This is a genomic window from Variovorax sp. 05L425, from assembly GCF_056397705.1.
In genome coordinates, this window is the sequence record NZ_JBFTNY010000037.1 from 1 (window position 1) to 15,526 (window position 15,526).

Annotated in this window: 12 protein-coding genes; 8 read left to right on the forward strand and 4 right to left on the reverse strand. The window is 65.2% G+C overall.

Annotation, left to right across the window (positions count from 1 at the left end; translation table 11 throughout):
- A partial coding sequence (locus tag AC1DN9_RS27760; RefSeq protein WP_478105305.1) for a branched-chain amino acid ABC transporter substrate-binding protein occupies nucleotides 1-1,183 on the reverse strand: 1,183 nt, incomplete at its 3' end.
- 123 nt (nucleotides 1,184-1,306) lie between these two features.
- Here AC1DN9_RS27760 and AC1DN9_RS27765 point away from each other — a divergent pair.
- Both AC1DN9_RS27765 and AC1DN9_RS27770 read left to right on the forward strand, forming a co-directional pair.
- Nucleotides 1,307-1,678: an Hsp20/alpha crystallin family protein gene (locus tag AC1DN9_RS27765; protein ID WP_478105307.1), complete on the forward strand. Its 372-nt coding sequence runs from the start codon at nucleotides 1,307-1,309 to the stop codon at nucleotides 1,676-1,678.
- Between the two features lie 255 nt (nucleotides 1,679-1,933).
- Nucleotides 1,934-2,671 carry an alpha/beta hydrolase gene (locus AC1DN9_RS27770; protein ID WP_478105309.1) on the forward strand — a complete coding sequence of 246 codons (738 nt, stop codon included), beginning with the start codon at nucleotides 1,934-1,936 and terminating at the stop codon, nucleotides 2,669-2,671.
- Here the strand turns inward: AC1DN9_RS27770 and tsaD are convergent.
- A complete protein-coding gene (tsaD, locus tag AC1DN9_RS27775; protein WP_478105311.1) occupies nucleotides 2,619-3,668 on the reverse strand; it encodes a tRNA (adenosine(37)-N6)-threonylcarbamoyltransferase complex transferase subunit TsaD in 1,050 nt (349 codons plus the stop codon). The genes AC1DN9_RS27770 and tsaD overlap by 53 nt on opposite strands.
- Nucleotides 3,669-3,725: 57 nt before the next feature.
- Between tsaD and AC1DN9_RS27780 the strand changes: the two genes are divergently transcribed.
- The 4 genes from AC1DN9_RS27780 (at nucleotide 3,726) to AC1DN9_RS27795 (ending at nucleotide 8,318) form a co-directional block, all read left to right on the forward strand.
- Nucleotides 3,726-5,006 (forward strand): nitrate- and nitrite sensing domain-containing protein, encoded by a 1,281-nt coding sequence (locus tag AC1DN9_RS27780; protein WP_478105313.1) that lies wholly within the window; start codon nucleotides 3,726-3,728, stop codon nucleotides 5,004-5,006.
- A gap of 339 nt (nucleotides 5,007-5,345) precedes the next feature.
- Nucleotides 5,346-6,590, forward strand: coding sequence for a CmpA/NrtA family ABC transporter substrate-binding protein (locus AC1DN9_RS27785; RefSeq protein WP_478105314.1), 1,245 nt, complete (start codon nucleotides 5,346-5,348; stop codon nucleotides 6,588-6,590).
- A gap of 10 nt (nucleotides 6,591-6,600) precedes the next feature.
- Nucleotides 6,601-7,512 (forward strand): nitrate ABC transporter permease, encoded by a 912-nt coding sequence (gene ntrB / locus AC1DN9_RS27790; protein ID WP_478105316.1) that lies wholly within the window; start codon nucleotides 6,601-6,603, stop codon nucleotides 7,510-7,512.
- Nucleotides 7,509-8,318, forward strand: coding sequence for an ABC transporter ATP-binding protein (locus tag AC1DN9_RS27795; RefSeq protein WP_478105318.1), 810 nt, complete (start codon nucleotides 7,509-7,511; stop codon nucleotides 8,316-8,318). The genes ntrB and AC1DN9_RS27795 overlap by 4 nt, the downstream gene beginning before the upstream one ends.
- A gap of 32 nt (nucleotides 8,319-8,350) precedes the next feature.
- Here the strand turns inward: AC1DN9_RS27795 and AC1DN9_RS27800 are convergent, their stop codons facing one another.
- Nucleotides 8,351-9,631, reverse strand: coding sequence for an ANTAR domain-containing protein (locus tag AC1DN9_RS27800; RefSeq protein ID WP_478105320.1), 1,281 nt, complete (start codon nucleotides 9,629-9,631; stop codon nucleotides 8,351-8,353).
- Between the two features lie 254 nt (nucleotides 9,632-9,885).
- Here AC1DN9_RS27800 and AC1DN9_RS27805 point away from each other — a divergent pair, with 254 nt between their 5' ends.
- The gene (locus tag AC1DN9_RS27805) at nucleotides 9,886-11,163 is read left to right on the forward strand and encodes an MFS transporter (protein WP_478105322.1); all 1,278 of its coding nucleotides are present in this window, start codon (nucleotides 9,886-9,888) and stop codon (nucleotides 11,161-11,163) included.
- Nucleotides 11,164-11,279: 116 nt separating this feature from the next.
- On the opposite strand, the gene AC1DN9_RS27810 is transcribed toward AC1DN9_RS27805, so the two are convergent.
- Nucleotides 11,280-12,989, reverse strand: coding sequence for a bifunctional protein-serine/threonine kinase/phosphatase (locus tag AC1DN9_RS27810; RefSeq protein WP_478105324.1), 1,710 nt, complete (start codon nucleotides 12,987-12,989; stop codon nucleotides 11,280-11,282).
- Between the two features lie 64 nt (nucleotides 12,990-13,053).
- Between AC1DN9_RS27810 and nirB the strand changes: the two genes are divergently transcribed.
- Nucleotides 13,054-15,519: a nitrite reductase large subunit NirB gene (gene nirB / locus AC1DN9_RS27815; RefSeq protein WP_478105326.1), complete on the forward strand. Its 2,466-nt coding sequence runs from the start codon at nucleotides 13,054-13,056 to the stop codon at nucleotides 15,517-15,519.
- Nucleotides 15,520-15,526 lie beyond the last annotated feature (7 nt).

Here is a 15,526-nt window from a genome sequence, read left to right on the forward strand (position 1 = left end):
ACTTGACGCCGGGCGCGCCTTGCCTGTCCATCACGCCGACCACCAGCGTCTGCTGGAACTGGTGGTCTTCAGCGCGCATGTGCCCGCTCTGGCCCGCGAGCGTGACATGGGCCTTTTCAAGCGCACGGGCGACCGCCACGGTGTCGGTGCTGCCGGCACGCTCGATCGCCTGGGCCAGCGCCTCGATCATCAACTGCATGCGCATGTGCACGTAGTCCTCGGAAGGCTTGGGAAAACGCGCGCGGAAGGACTTGTAGAAGGCCTCGGACTGCGGTGTCTGCACGTTCGGCAGCCAGTCGGCCACCGCGACGACGCGGCCGATGCCGGCGTCGCCAATCGCCGCCGGCGCCCCCAGCGCATTGCCGTAGAAGGTGTAGAAGGTGCCGTTGAAGCCCGCCTCGCGCGCCGCCTTCACGAGCAGCGTGAGGTCGTTTCCCCAGTTGCCCGTGATCACGGCCTGCGCCCCACTGGCGAGGATCTTGCTCGCATACGGGGCGAAATCCTTGACTTTGCCCATCGGATGCAGCTCGTCGCCAACGATCTGCACGTCGGGCCGCAGTTCGGCAAGCTGTCGTCGTGATTCGCGCAGCACCGCCTGGCCGAAGCTGTAATCCTGGCCGATCAGGTAGACGCGCTGGAGCGCCTTGTCGTCCTTGAGCACCTGCATCAGCGCGGTCACGCGCATGTCGGCATGCGCGTCGAAGCGGAAGTGCCAGAAGCTGCAGCGCTCGTTGGTGAGGATGGGGTCGACGGCCGAGTAGTTGAGGAAGAGGACACGCTTCGACGGATCGCGCTCGTTGTTCTTCTCGATCGCGTCGATCAGCGCCGCGGCAGTCGCCGAAGAGTTGCCCTGCATCACGATGCGCGCGCCGTCGTCCATCGCGGCGCGCAGCGCGGACAGCGCTTCTTCGTTCTGTCCCTTGCTGTCGTAGCGATCCAGTTGCAGGAGGCGCGCGCCGCCGGGCAGCCTCACCCCGCCACGCGCATTGACGCGCTCGACCGCCCACAGCAGGTTGCGGAACACCGCTTCACCCGTATTGGCGAAAGGGCCGCTCATGCTCTCGATCAGCGCAAGGCGGATTGGCGTCTGCGTCTTCGCCTGCAGCGGCGAAAGCACGCCGGCACCTAGCGCCAGAGCCGCGAATTTCAAGGCCCGGCGTCGCCAAATAAAGCTGGAAATCATCGTCTTGAAACTCCCTTCGCGATGCCTAGATGAGGTGGCATGCGGCACTCGTCTTGTTGAAACGCCGCGCAGTGTACGGGACACACATTCTTGTCCTCATCGTTTCGCTCAGGAGTCTTCATCATGTTTTTTGCACCCGCCATCCGGACCGCCCGCTTTGTTCCGCGTTCGTACGATCGCAGCCTGGAGCGCTTCGTCAACGAAGCCTTCTCCGGCGCACAACGCTCGCTCAATGTCGAACAGGACGAAAAGACCTGGACCTTGACCCTCGATGTCCCAGGCCTGTCGCGCGACGACCTGACGATCGGCATCGAAGGTGCCGTGGTTCGAATCGAGAGCAAAGCCGAAGCCAAGCGTCAGATCAAGGCCGCCTACGAGTTGCCGCAGGAGATCGACGTTGCCGCGAGCGAAGCCAAGCTCGAAAACGGCGTGCTCACCCTCAAGCTGGGCAAGCTGGTTCCGGTCAGCAACGTGGCGCAACTCGCCATCAACTGATCGACCGAATCGGCTTCGGGAACGCTTCACGGCTCCCCCGGCGACTTTCCGGTTGCCGGGGACCGAAGCAGGCAAAGTGGGGTGAATAGACGGGTCGGTAACTTTTGGTTGCCGACCTAACGTATTTCTGACCCACAATCGGTGCGCAATACGTCACGTTCTGTGACGTATTTTTCAAGGCCTTTGTATCAATTCGCGCTTTTAGGGCGTGCGGTTTGCCCAGGCGGCCCGCCCGAAGGCGCTCACACAAGCACCATGAAAACGCACTTGAAGCTTGCAGACGTCGATGAACGATCGGACACCCTCCTGGTGTTCCTCCCGGGCGCATTTCTGAAGCCGGAGGAATTCGAGCGCGAGGGCTTTGTCAGCGCCGTGCAGGAACGCGATCTCGCGGCGGATTCCTTGCTGGTGGACGCCGATGTGTCGTATTACTACGACCAGACTTTCATCGAGCGGCTACAACAAGACGTGATCGAGCCTCAGCGTGCGGTCGGATACCGGAAGATCTGGCTGGTCGGCATTTCGATCGGCGGCTTCGGCGCCTTGATTCATGAACTGGCCAAACCGGGCACGGTCGACGGGATCGTGGCCTTGGCGCCCTATCTCGGTCGGCGCCCGATCGGCGCGGAAATCCACAAGGCCGGTGGCTTGCGCGCATGGAAGGCCCCCGAGGGCCCGCCGCCCGACCAGGAGGTCGACCGCAAGCTGTGGCCCTGGCTCCAGCAGTACGCGTCGCCGGCGCGCCCTGAGACGCTCCCCCCGCTGTACCTGGGATTCGGCCTCGGCGACCGATTCGCGGCCAACCACCAGCTGCTGGCCGATGCGCTTCCGTCCGGTCATGTCTTCACCACCGAAGGCGGTCACGACTGGCCGCAATGGTCCCAGCTCTGGCGCAAGATGCTCGACGTGCTGCCGCTGCCGCAGCAATCCAGGAAGGCGCCTAGGCGGGTTCCGACGCGGCATTCAGCGACGCCAGCGGCCATCGCGGCTTGACGTCGAAGGCATAGCGCTCGGTCGGGCTCTGGATGCCCGCCTGGAGGCGCATCGCGGCGGCCATCGCGATCATGGCGCCGTTGTCGGTGCACAAGTGCAATTCGGGATAGTGCACGCGCACCCCGCGCTTGGCGCATGCGGCATTGAGTTGCTCGCGCAGCGACCGGTTGGCGCCGACACCCCCTGCCACCACCAGACGATCCAGCCCCGTCTGCTCGATCGCTGCCAGCGACTTTTTCAACAGCACCTCGACGATCGCGGCCTGGGTCGACGCCGCGAGGTCGGCCTTTCGTGATTCGATCTCATCGCCGAGCTTGCGGGCCTGAGTGAGCACCGCTGTCTTCAGCCCCGCAAAGGAAAAATCCAGGTCGCCGCTGTGCAACAAAGGGCGCGGGAGCTTGAAAGCCGCGGCATCGCCCTGCTCGGCCAGCTTGGCGAGCCACGGGCCGCCCGGATAGGGCAATCCCATCAACTTGGCGCTTTTGTCGAAGGCCTCGCCGGCCGCGTCGTCGATCGTTTCGCCCAGAAGCTCATACCTCCCTACACCGTCGACGCGCATCAGTTGCGTGTGGCCGCCGGACACGAGCAGCGCGACGAAGGGGAATTCCGGCGGATCGGCGCTGAGGAAGGGCGACAGCAGATGCCCTTCAAGGTGGTGCACGCCCAGCACCGGCTTGTCCAGCGCCGCGCCGAGCGCGCAGGCCACTCCTGCGCCGACCAGCAAGGCCCCCGCCAGGCCAGGCCCTCGGGTATAGGCGACGACGTCCACATCCGCCAACCGTTGGCCGGCCTGCTCGAAGACGGTCTCCGCGAGGGGGAGCACGCGCCGGATGTGATCGCGGCTCGCCAGTTCCGGAACGACGCCGCCGTAGGCCTGGTGCATCGCGATCTGGCTGTGCAGCGCGTGCGCTGCGAGACGCGGCAGCCCGCTCGCGCCGCTCTCGACCAACGCCACGCCGGTTTCGTCGCAGGACGATTCGATACCCAATACAAACATGCTGCGAGTGTAGGTGCCGCCCGTTTTCGGGGCACGGATGTTGCTGCAAGCCCTTCGATGAAATCCGGCCTGAGTTTCCTGGTTGCCGCCCTGCGTTGCGAAATCGACGGGCTGGAACAACTGACCCGCACCGGCGAACTGGTCGGAAGCATCGGACGACTGGTGCATGCCTTGCAGCGCGAACGCGGTATCTCGAACGTGTGGCTGGCCTCGCGAGGTCAACGCTTCGCCGCACAGCGGAGCAAGCAGATCGTCGAATGCCTGCAATTGGAGACGGCGGTGCGCCAAAGCTTCGGACACCTGGAAGCAGACATCGCCCGGATCGGCAATGGCGCTCGCCTTTTCAGCCGGATTGCCTGGGTGCTCCCCGGGCTGGATGCGCTCCCCGAACTGCGCCGCCGAATCGGCGCGCTGGAGTTGGACGCTGCCGAGTCGACAGCCGCTTTCGTCAAGCTCATCGCCGGACTGCTCGCGGTGGTGTTCGAGGCGGCCGATGGCGCGACCGATCCGGAGGTCTCGCGCGTGCTCGTGGCGCTCTTCAATTTCATGCAGGGCAAGGAATTCGCCGGCCAGGAGCGCGCCTGCGGCGCCGCAGCATTTGCTTCGGGGTGCAACGACAGCACGCGACAGCAACAGTGGCTGCACCTGATCGATTCGCAGGAGCGCTGCTTCCAGGTCTTCGTCGAGTTTTCCGCCGAGAGCCTGGCCTGCCTTTGGCGCGCAAGCCAGTCGCCAGAGCAGATTGCGGAACAGGAGCGCTTGCGCCGCATTGCGTGTGCCGCGCCGGCGGGCGTGGCGCTCGATCCCGAACTGAGCCAGACCTGGTTCGACTGCAGCACCCGGCGCATCGACGCGATGCAGGGGGTCGAGGAGCAACTCGCCGCCGAGTTGCAACGAATCTGCGCGCACAAGACGGCGCAGGCGCGATCCGAATTGCAGGCGCATGAAGCACTGCTGTTGAAAATGGCCGACGACACCGATTCGCCCGCAGCCTTTTTCGACGAGCCGACGCCAGACTCAACGACCCACTCACAGCCGCCCGGCGGCGCGGCGCTCTATGGTCGCCAACTCGAACGTTCGATCCTCGACATGGTTCAAGAGCAGTCGCGCCGCCTGCAGGCGATGGGCGACGAACTGGAGACCGTGCGCGCAGCGCTCAATGAGCGCAAGCTCGTCGAGCGCGCCAAGGGCCTCCTGATGGCACATCGCGGCATCAGCGAGCAGGAAGCGCACAAGATGCTGCGGCAGACCGCCATGAACCAGGGCCGGCGTCTGGTCGAGGTGGCCGAATCGGTGCTGTCGATGGCCGAGTACCTGCCCCGCGACGCGGCCTCGTGAGCGGCGCCTGATCTGGAATGGTGCAACGCACAATGATCGTGCCGCACCCGGTCGAAATGTCCTATCGGCGTCAATCCAAAGCCAGGCCTGATTCTGAAGCTATGTTTTTCATAGCAGTTCAACGTCCGTCAACGCTGGCACGTCGCTTGCATTCCTGCTGGCCATAGACCAACGAAGGTCTTCAGGCAGGCAGCATCCAACGGCGGATACGGCCCACCGAACCGGACAAAGGCGTCCCCACCCGCAAGGGCTCGTTTTCGAGCAGCCCTTGCGCGGTGAGGACGCCTTTTTTTTTTTTTTGCGCTTGTCTTTCTTGTCTTTCCTTTCGGAGTTCGCCCCATGACCGATTCGCTCACACCCAAACTGAGTCGCCGACGCGTGTTGCAGGCCGCTGCTGCCGGCGTGGTGGGGCTGGACCCCGCGTTGCGCACGGCGGTCTGGGCCCAGGGTTCCGACAAGCCCGAGAAGGAGGAAGTGAAGATCGGCTTCATTCCCCTCACCGATTGCGCCAGCGTCGTCATGGCCTCGGTACTGGGCACCGACAAGAAGTACGGCGTGAAGATCGTGCCCAGCAAGGAAGCCAGCTGGGCCGGCGTGCGCGACAAGCTCGTGAACGGCGAGCTCGACTTTGCCCACGTGCTCTACGGCCTCGTCTACGGCGTGCATCTGGGCATTGGCGGCCCGAAGAAGGACATGGCCGTCCTGATGACGCTCAACAACAACGGCCAGGCCATCACACTGTCGAAGAAGCTGGCCGACAAGGGTGCCGTCGACGGCGCCTCGCTGGCCAAGGTGATGGCCGCCGACAAGGGCGAATACACCTTCGCGCAGACCTTCCCCACCGGCACGCACGCGATGTGGCTGTACTACTGGATGGCGGCCAACGGCATCAATCCGCTGAAGGACGCCAAGGTCATCACCGTGCCGCCGCCCCAGATGGTCGCGAACATGCGTGTCGGCAACATGGACGGCTATTGCGTCGGCGAGCCGTGGGGCCAGCGCGCGATCATGGACGGCATCGGCATCACGGCCGTGACCACGCAGGACATCTGGAAGGACCACCCGGAAAAAGTGCTCGGCACGACGGGCGACTTCGTCAAGAAGTACCCCAACACCGCGCGCGCCGTGACGGCGGCCATCCTGGAGGCCGGCAAGTGGATCGACACCGGCCTGCAGAACAAGAACAAGATGGCCGAGACCATCGCGGACAAGAGCTACGTCAACACCAGCGTCGACGCCATCAACCAACGCATCCTGGGCCGCTACACCAACGGGCTCGGCAAGAGTTGGGACGATCCGAACTACATGAAGTTCTTCAACGATGGCTCGGTGAACTTTCCGTATCTGTCGGATGGCATGTGGTTCCTCACACAACACAAGCGCTGGGGCCTCCTGAAGGAGCATCCCGACTATCTGCAGGTCGCGACGCAGATCAACCGCATCGACATCTACAAGCAAGCCGCGGCCGCCACGAACACGCCGCTTCCCAAGGACGCGATGCGCACCAGCAAGCTGATCGACGGCGTCGTGTGGGACGGCAAGAACCCCAGGCAGTACGCCGATTCGTTCAAGGTCCACGCCTGAGGAGGCCGTCATGGTGAGCGCTGTCTTTCATTCCCCTCTCGATGCCCGTTCCGCTGCGCCGGCCACTGCGAAGAGCTTTGTCGCGACCAAGCCCGTGGCCCTTGCCCGACAGGCCGAACCCGAGCCGCGCGCACCACGCGACTTCAGCGCGCTGTGGTTGCGCGTTCTGCCGCCGGTACTCGGCGTCGCGCTGCTGATCCTGATATGGGAACTGGTCGCGATGAAGAGCACCACCGGCTTTCCTTCGCCGCTCACAACCTGGCAGCAGGCAGTGACGGTGTTCAGCGATCCGTTCTACAGCAAGGGCCCCAACGACCAAGGCGTGGGCTGGAACGTGCTGTCGTCGCTGCAACGCGTCGCGCTCGGCTTCGGTCTCGCGGCGGCGGTGGGCATTCCTGCGGGCTTTGCGATTGGCCGCTTCGAATTCCTCTCGCGCATGTTCAATCCGCTGATCAGCCTGCTGCGCCCGGTCTCCCCGCTGGCTTGGCTGCCGATCGGTCTGCTGGTGTTCAAGGGTGCCAATCCGGCGGCGATCTGGACGATCTTCATCTGCTCGATCTGGCCGATGATCATCAACACCGCCGTGGGCGTGCAGCGCGTGCCGAGCGACTACATGAACGTCGCGAAGGTGCTGGACCTCAGCGAATGGAAGATCTTCACCAGGATCCTTTTCCCCGCCGTGCTGCCCTACATGTTGACCGGCGTGCGGCTCGCCGTCGGCACTGCGTGGCTCGTGATCGTCGCGGCGGAGATGCTGACCGGCGGTGTCGGCATCGGCTTCTGGGTGTGGGACGAGTGGAACAACCTCAACGTCGCCAACATCATCATCGCGATCTTCGTCATCGGCATCGTCGGCCTCGTGCTCGAGTTCGCGCTCATCAAGATCGCCACCGCATTCACGTTCGAAGAGGTGAAGTCATGAATGATGACAAAAAGTACATCGAGATCCAGGGCGTCGAGCAGCGATTCAAGACGGCCAAGGGCAGCTTCCTCGCACTGCGCGACATCAACCTCAGCGTGGCCAAGGGCGAGTTCATCACGCTGATCGGGCACTCGGGCTGCGGCAAGTCGACGCTGCTGAACCTCATCGCCGGCCTCGCTGCGCCCACGCAAGGCGCCCTGGTCTGCGCCCACCGCGAGATCAAAGGTCCAGGACCTGAGCGTGCAGTGGTGTTCCAGAATCATTCGCTGCTGCCCTGGCTGAACTGCTACGAGAACGTATACCTCGCTGTCGAACGTGTGTTCGCGTCGACCGAAGGGAAGGCGCAACTCAAGGCACGCACCGAAGCGGCGCTCGCGTTGGTCGGTCTGAGTGCGGCCGCACAAAAGCGCCCCGGCGAGATCTCCGGCGGCATGAAGCAACGCGTGGGCATCGCCCGCGCGCTGTCGATGGAACCCAAGGTGCTGCTGATGGACGAGCCCTTTGGCGCGCTCGATGCGCTGACGCGCGCCAAGCTGCAGGACGAGTTGCTCGCCATCGTGCAGAAGACGCACAGCACGGTCGTCATGGTCACGCACGATGTAGACGAAGCAGTGCTGCTGTCCGACCGCATCGTGATGCTGACCAACGGACCTGCCGCGACCGTCGGCGAAGTGCTGGCAGTCGACATCCCACGCCCGCGCAATCGCGTCGAACTGGCCGAAGACCCGGCTTACGTGCATGCGCGCAAGGCCGTCATCGACTTTCTCTACACGCGCCAGGCGCACGTGGAGAAGGTTGCCGCCTGAGTCGACACGGCGGCGAAGCACTCACGCCGGAGTCAGGACATGATGACCTGCAGGCTGTGTTCGTACGAGGCAGTGAGTTGGTCGAAGGTGTCGACCAGCGCATCGCTGGAACGCACCAGCGCGGCGCGCCCTTCGGCGCTCTCGACGTCGCGCACGCCGCGCACCAGTTGCAGCCACTCGTCCCGCGCGGCCGCCAAAGCGGTCCGGATCTCGGGTGAACTCAAGGGCGCGCGCTCGAGTTCCAGCAATGCGGACTCGAACGCATCCATCGTCGGCGCCAGGCGATCGCGCGTGGCCTCTTGCGACAAGGTCGACGCCAGCAACGCGTCCTTTGCGAGCCGTTGCGCGCGCATGCGTTGGCGCCCGCAGATGTTGACGATGCGCAGCGCGCGTCGCGCGCCGGAGGCCTCCAGTGCACCTGTCAGGGCCTCGGCGGCAGAGAGCAGTTCGCAGGCACGTTCATCGATATCCATCAACGCTCGCGGTGCGAGGCGCGCGGCGAGTGCCGCCTCCAGCCCTTTCCAGGCCAGGCGCACATCCGACAGGCTCCGCGCACCGGCCTCGCCCAGTTCGAGTGCGGCCAGATGATCCAGGTTGTCCTGCACCCGCTCGGCAGATTGCGTGCGCAAGACACGCGCGCGCCGCGCGTCGATGCCCGCCAGCGCCTGCGCCGCCACGCGGACCAGCCGCTGCGACAGCATGCGCAACTGCCCGGCGCGATTGATCGCATCGGCCCATCGCGAAGCTTCGACCACGGATCGGGAGACTTCGCCGAGGCGCAGGTTGGCATGCATGGCCGCGCCGCGCAGCAGACCGAAGGCCTCGTCCTCATCGATGCCGCGTGCGGACATCAAGAGGCCCTTGGCGCGATCGATCCACTTGCGTTCGTCCAGGCGCGTGCGCAGTGCATCCAGTTCGGTGCGCAGTCCTCTCTCCCGCTGCCAGCGCGCGTGCGCGCGGCCCAGCAACGCGTCGAAGGACTGCGCAGTCAGCGCCTCGATCGACTCCCATGCGTGCACGCCGAGCGCCGCGAGTTTCTCGTGCGACTGGCGATCCAGCGGTGCGGAGACGAGGCTCAGCGGACACGGCGGCGTGCCCGACCAGGCTTGCAGCACATCGAAAAGATCCTGCGCCGCCACTTTCACGCAGATCACGATCTCCCGAGGCGCGAGCAACTGGGCCTGCGACGCCATCGTGAGGAACGTCGCACGTGCAACGGCCGAAGCATCGATGCCAGCCAGTGCGCGCTGCAGCACCTCGGGCAGTGCAAGGTCGGTGGCTTCGTGGGGCAGGACGACAAGAAGAGGGTTCACGGCGAGCTTCAAACAGCAACCGGAAGCATAGGCCAGCTGCGCCGTCGCGCGGTGGCACAGCTCTTGCGTGACATGGCTCGCGGTGTAACGAAGCACCGCTTTGGTGAAGCGGCAGACACCTGCACGCCGCCCGGTCTTGCAACCGCCGAGCACACCCCTCACGCCGTCAGCGTTCGCTGCCGGCACACCGCCCCAACCCCGTCCGACGACACGGCCCGCCAACGGCCGCGCCGCGGCATTTCGCATTGAAAGCCATGTCCAGCTTCAAGACCTTCCTTCGCTCAGGCCACGGCCCGACGTTGTTCGCGGCCTTTCTGTACTTCGCCTTCTCGTGCTGCATCTGGGTGCTCAACGGTGCGATGGCACCGTTCATCGGCGAAAGCTTCAACCTCTCGCCGGCGCAGAAGGGCCTGATGCTGTCGGTGCCGATCATTGCCGGTGCGCTGATGCGCTTCCCGCTGGGCATCCTGTCGCAATACATCGGCCGCAAGCGTGCGACGTTGGTCGAGATGGGGCTCATTGCCGTCGCGATGCTGTTCGGCTTCTTCATGGTGCACAGCTTCAACGATCTGCTCGCGATGGGGGTGCTCCTGGGCATCGCGGGCGCGAGCTTCGGCGTCGCGCTCTCGCTGGGGTCGGGCTGGTTCCCGCCGCAGCACAAGGGCCTCGCCATGGGACTGGTGGGTGCGGGCAACGTCGGTACCGCGGTGTCGGTGCTGGTGGCTCCGCCACTCGCCCAATGGCTGGGCTGGCAGAGCGTGTACGGTGTGGCAGCCATCGCGATCCTCGTGCCGATGATCGTGATGATCGTGTTCGCCAAGGAGCCGCCCGACATCGACAGCCATGCCAGCTTCCGCGAACACATCGCCTGCCTGTTCGAGAAGGACGGATGGGTGTTCAGCCTGATCTACGGCGTGACTTTCGGCGGCTTCATCGGCCTCACGACCTTCCTGCCCTCCTACTACTACGACCAGTTCGGCGTGAGCAAGGTGCAGGCCGGACAGTTGACCATGCTGGCCGCCTTCATGGGTGCCGCCGTACGCGTGATCGGCGGCTGGATCTCCGACCGCTGGGGCGGCGTCAACACGCTGACATTGGTCCTGCTCGTGGTGGCGATCGGCCTGGTGCTGGTCGGCGCGTCGTCGGCATCGTTGACGCTCACCACGCTCCTGCTGATCACCTGCTTCGCCGCACTGGGTGCTGGCAATGGCGCACTCTTCCAACTCGTGCCGCTCCGCTGGCCGGCAAGCACCGCGGTGGCCGGCTCGATGATCGGCGAGATCGGCGCGCTCGGCGGTGGCCTGGTACCCAACGCGATGGGCTTGTCGAAGCAATATCTCGGCAGCTATGCCTGGGGCTTCGTCTTCTTCGCCGCACTGTCGCTCGTCATGCTCGGCGTCATGCGCGTGATGCAAATCCGCTGGACCCGCACCTGGGCCGAAAAAGGCGGCCGCGCCCGCGATGCCGCACAGCCGCCGGTCACACCTCGCCGCCCCAGCACCACCAAAGCCCCCAAGGCCCGCAACGCATGACCCCGCACAACCCAATTCCAGAAATACCGCGGAACCGGCTCCGCCGGCCCGCCGGTATTGCCCCCGGTAGGGGGTGGGCGGCTACACGCAGTGAGCCAACCTGGGGGCGAGCAACATCAAGTCCGTGGCAAGAAGAGCAGCCACACCACCAACAACACATTGAGCAGCAGCGAAACACCCAGCGCGATCTTGTAGAGCGCAGCCGGGTCGCGGCGAACCAGCGGCGTGACGCTCGGCGCACTGACGGGACGAGATGCGCCCCGCTCGAGCGCGAGCAGCAACTCCTCGGCCGTCTCGAAACGCTGCCGCGGATCGCGCGCGACAGCCTTGCGCACCAGATGGTCGAGCCACATCGGCACATCCGGCCGGATACGCGACAGCGCGGCCGGGTCGCGCCGGTAGCGCGCAGCCTGATAGGGCTCGATCTCGCCATAGGGCAAGCGCCCGGCAAGCCACTGGTAGAGCGTGACGCCCAACGCGAACAGATCGCTTGCCGCGTCGGCACCCTCGTCTTCCCACTGCTCGGGATTGATATAGCTGGGCGTGCCGGCATGCAGTTCGCGCTGCGCCGCGCTCTCGCGCCCGGACAGCGCAACACCCAGGTCGAGGATGCGCCAGCGCCCATCGTCGCCAAGGTGCAGGTTGCCCGGCTTGATGTCGCGATGCACCACGCCGTGGCGGTGCAGCCGACCCAGCGCGCGGGTCACTTCGATGGCCGCGGCCACGACCTCTGCCACAGCGCCGCGCCGGCCGTCCTTCTGCATCTGCTCGAGCGTGCGGCCGCCATGCCAATCGAACACGGTATAGAGCGCGCTGGCATCCTCCGCACGCTCGTGAACGCGCACGAAGCCGCTGTCGGCGCGAGCGTTGACGCGAAGTCCCAGCCAGGCTTCGTGTGCCAGCATCGCGCGCTCCTGTGGATCGCCGGCCCGCGACGGATGCAAGGTCTTGAGGGTGACCAGGGCTCGGGTCTCCGGTCGACGCGCCTGATAGAGCACATGCACGCCGGTATCGGCCACTCGCGCGGTAATCACGTAACCGTCGAGCACGTCACCCACCTTCAGCAGCGGCGGCGGAGCCAGCCGACGCACGTCGCCCATTTCATCGTCCAGTTGACGGGCATCCAGCCCGATGACGCGAATCACCAGCGCAGTGGCGTTGTCGCGCGACCCTGCCGCCAGCGCGGCCTGAACCAGCGCGTGGCTGGCCTCTCCCGCATTGCCCTGCAGCGCGAGGGCCGCCAGATGCTGCGCCTTGAGCACACCGTGCACGCCGTCGGAGCTGAGCACGAAGCAGTCGCCGACGCGCACATCGCCCTGCACGTAGTCGACGCGCACCTGGTCGTCGAGACCGATCGCGCGCGTCAGCCGGCTGCGCAGGTCGGGGTGCTCGAAGGCATGGTCCTGCGTCAGCGGCATGGGCTCGCCGTCCTGGCGCACTCGCCAGGCGCGGGTGTCGCCGACGTGCGCGAGCGTGTAGCTCTGTCCATGCAGCACCAGCGCGGTCAACGTGGTGAGCGCGGTGCCGCCACCCTGGCGGCGGCGGTTGTGATCGGCAAGCCATGCGTTCTGCGCTCCGATCAGCCGGTCCAGCGCCGCCGTCGGCTCCCAGGTGTCGGGCGTGGCGAAGTAGTCACCCAGCAGTCCCATCACGGTGGTCTGCGCGGCCTCGAGTCCGCGTCCACCGGTGGACACACCGTCGGCAATGGCCGCAATCAGCCCGCGTGCTTCCTCGCCTTGCGGCGCATGCACCGCGCCGGCGAAGTCCTCGTTGACCTCGCGCGGCCCGCGCTGGCTGCTGTAGCCAATGTCCACTTCAAAGCTCATGGCGCGATTCTCCACGCGCGCCCTGGGTCCCTCGCTTGATTGAATCCACGAAAGGTCCCACCCCATGAAGAAAATGAAACTCGTGATGGTCGGCAACGGCATGGCCGGCGTGCGCACGATCGAGGAACTGCTCAAGATCGAGCCCGACCTCTACGACATCACCGTATTCGGCGCGGAGCCGCATCCGAACTACAACCGCATCCTGCTGTCGCCGGTGCTCGCGGGTGAGCAAACAGTCGACGAGATCGTTCTCAACAGCTGGGAGTGGTACGCCGAGAACAACATCACCCTTCATGCCGGCAAGAAAGTCGCAGAAGTCGATCGCGTCAAGCGGATCGTTCGCGCCGAGGACGGCACCGAAGCGGCCTATGACCGCCTGCTGATGTGCACCGGCTCCAACCCCTTCATGCTGCCGGTCCCCGGCAAGGATCTGAAAGGCGTGATCGCCTATCGCGACATCGCCGACACCGACTACATGATCGAGACGGCTCGCACGCACAAGAACGCGGTCGTCATCGGCGGTGGACTGCTGGGTCTCGAAGCGGCCAATGGCCTCATGCTGCGCGGCATGAACGTCACCGTGGTGCACGTCATGCCGTGGCTCATGGAGCGGCAACTGGACGACGTGGCCGGCAAGCTGCTGCAGAAGTCGCTCGAAGACCGCGGCCTGAAGTTCCTCATCGGCGCGCAAACCCAGGAACTCGTGGGCAACGAACAAGGAAGGGTCTCCGCCATTCGCTTCAAGGACGGCACCGAGGTCGCCGCCGACCTGGTGGTCATGGCCGTCGGCATCCGTCCCAACACCGAGCTGGCCGAGAAGATGCGCCTGCACATCAACCGCGGCATTGTCGTCACCGACACCATGCAGACCGTGACCGATGCGCGCATCTACTCGGTCGGCGAATGCGCGGCGCATCGCGGCATCGCCTACGGGCTGGTTGCGCCGCTTTTCGAGCAGGCCAAGGTCGCGGCGAATCACCTGGCTCAATTCGGCATCGGCCGCTACATGGGCTCGCTGACCTCGACGAAGCTCAAGGTCACGGGCATCGACCTCTTCTCCGCCGGCGAATTCATGGGTGGCGAGGGCACCGAGGAGATCGTGATGAGCGATCCCTTCGGTGGCGTCTACAAGAAGCTGGTGATCAAGGACGACAAGCTGGTCGGCGCCTGCCTCTACGGCGACACGGTCGACGGAAGCTGGTACTTCAAGTTGCTGCGTGACGGCCGCAGCGTACACGACATCCGCGACAAGCTGATGTTCGGCGAATCCAACATCGGCGACACCGGCCACGAAGGCCACAGCAAGGCCGCGTCGATGCCGGACGATGCCGAGGTCTGCGGCTGCAATGGCGTCAGCAAGGGCACCATCTGCAAGGCGATCAAGGACAAGGGACTCTTCACGCTCGAAGAGGTCAAGAAGCACACCAAGGCCAGCGCATCGTGCGGCTCGTGCACCGGACTGGTCGAGCAGATCCTGATGTTCACGGCCGGCGGCGACTACTCCGCCACGCCCAAGAAGAAGGCCGTCTGCGCCTGCACCGACGTCAGCCACCAGGACGTGCGCGATGCGATCCGCAAGGAGCACTACCTCACGCACGACGAGGTGTATCGCAACCTCGGCTGGCGCACGCCCAACGGCTGCGCGACCTGCCGCCCGGCGATCAACTACTACCTGATCTCGACCTGGCCCAAGGAGGCGAAGGACGATCCGCAGAGCCGCTTCGTCAACGAGCGCAGCCATGCCAACATCCAGCGCGATGGCACCTATTCCGTGATCCCGCGCATGTGGGGAGGCCACACCACGCCCGATGAACTGCGCCGCATCGCCGACGCGGCCGACAAGTACAAGATTCCCACCGTCAAGGTCACGGGCGGCCAGCGCATCGACCTGCTCGGCGTGAAGAAGGAAGACCTGGAGAACGTCTGGAAGGACATCGGCATGCCGTCCGGCTTTGCCTACGCCAAGTCGCTGCGCACGGTGAAGACCTGCGTGGGCAGCGAGTGGTGCCGCTTCGGTACGCAGGACTCGACGCAGATGGGCAAGGACCTGGAGCGCGCGCTGTGGGCGATGTACGCACCGCACAAGGTGAAGCTCGCGGTGTCGGGCTGCCCGCGCAATTGCGCTGAATCGGGCATCAAGGACGTCGGGGTGATCGGCGTCGATTCGGGCTGGGAAATCTACGTGGGCGGCAACGGAGGCATCAAGACCGAGGTCGCGCAGTTCCTCGTGAAGGTGAAGACGTCCGAGGAAGTGATGGAGTACGCGGGCGCGTTCCTGCAGCTCTACCGCGAGGAAGGCTGGTACCTGGAGCGCACGGTGCACTACATCGGACGCGTCGGCCTCGACTACGTGAAGAAGAAGATCCTCGAGGACGCGGAGGGCCGCAAGACCCTGTGGGAGCGGCTCCAGTTCGCGCTGGACGGCGAACCCGATCCGTGGTTCGAGTCGAGCCAGGCATCCGTGGACGTGCGGCAGTTCAAGCCCGTGGCCGTCGTCGAGCCCACTGCCGCTGCCGCGCAGACGGCCTGAAGGAGAG

Coding starts and splice junctions, on each gene's coding strand:
- AC1DN9_RS27780 (WP_478105313.1), top strand. CDS start 3,726: ATGAAATCCGGCCTGAGTTTCCTGGTTGCCGCCCTGCGTTGCGAAATC.
- AC1DN9_RS27810 (WP_478105324.1), bottom strand. CDS start 12,989: ATGAGCTTTGAAGTGGACATTGGCTACAGCAGCCAGCGCGGGCCGCGC.
- AC1DN9_RS27765 (WP_478105307.1), top strand. CDS start 1,307: ATGTTTTTTGCACCCGCCATCCGGACCGCCCGCTTTGTTCCGCGTTCG.
- AC1DN9_RS27795 (WP_478105318.1), top strand. CDS start 7,509: ATGAATGATGACAAAAAGTACATCGAGATCCAGGGCGTCGAGCAGCGA.
- tsaD (WP_478105311.1), bottom strand. CDS start 3,668: ATGTTTGTATTGGGTATCGAATCGTCCTGCGACGAAACCGGCGTGGCG.
- nirB (WP_478105326.1), top strand. CDS start 13,054: ATGAAGAAAATGAAACTCGTGATGGTCGGCAACGGCATGGCCGGCGTG.
- AC1DN9_RS27770 (WP_478105309.1), top strand. CDS start 1,934: ATGAAAACGCACTTGAAGCTTGCAGACGTCGATGAACGATCGGACACC.
- ntrB (WP_478105316.1), top strand. CDS start 6,601: ATGGTGAGCGCTGTCTTTCATTCCCCTCTCGATGCCCGTTCCGCTGCG.
- AC1DN9_RS27785 (WP_478105314.1), top strand. CDS start 5,346: ATGACCGATTCGCTCACACCCAAACTGAGTCGCCGACGCGTGTTGCAG.
- AC1DN9_RS27805 (WP_478105322.1), top strand. CDS start 9,886: ATGTCCAGCTTCAAGACCTTCCTTCGCTCAGGCCACGGCCCGACGTTG.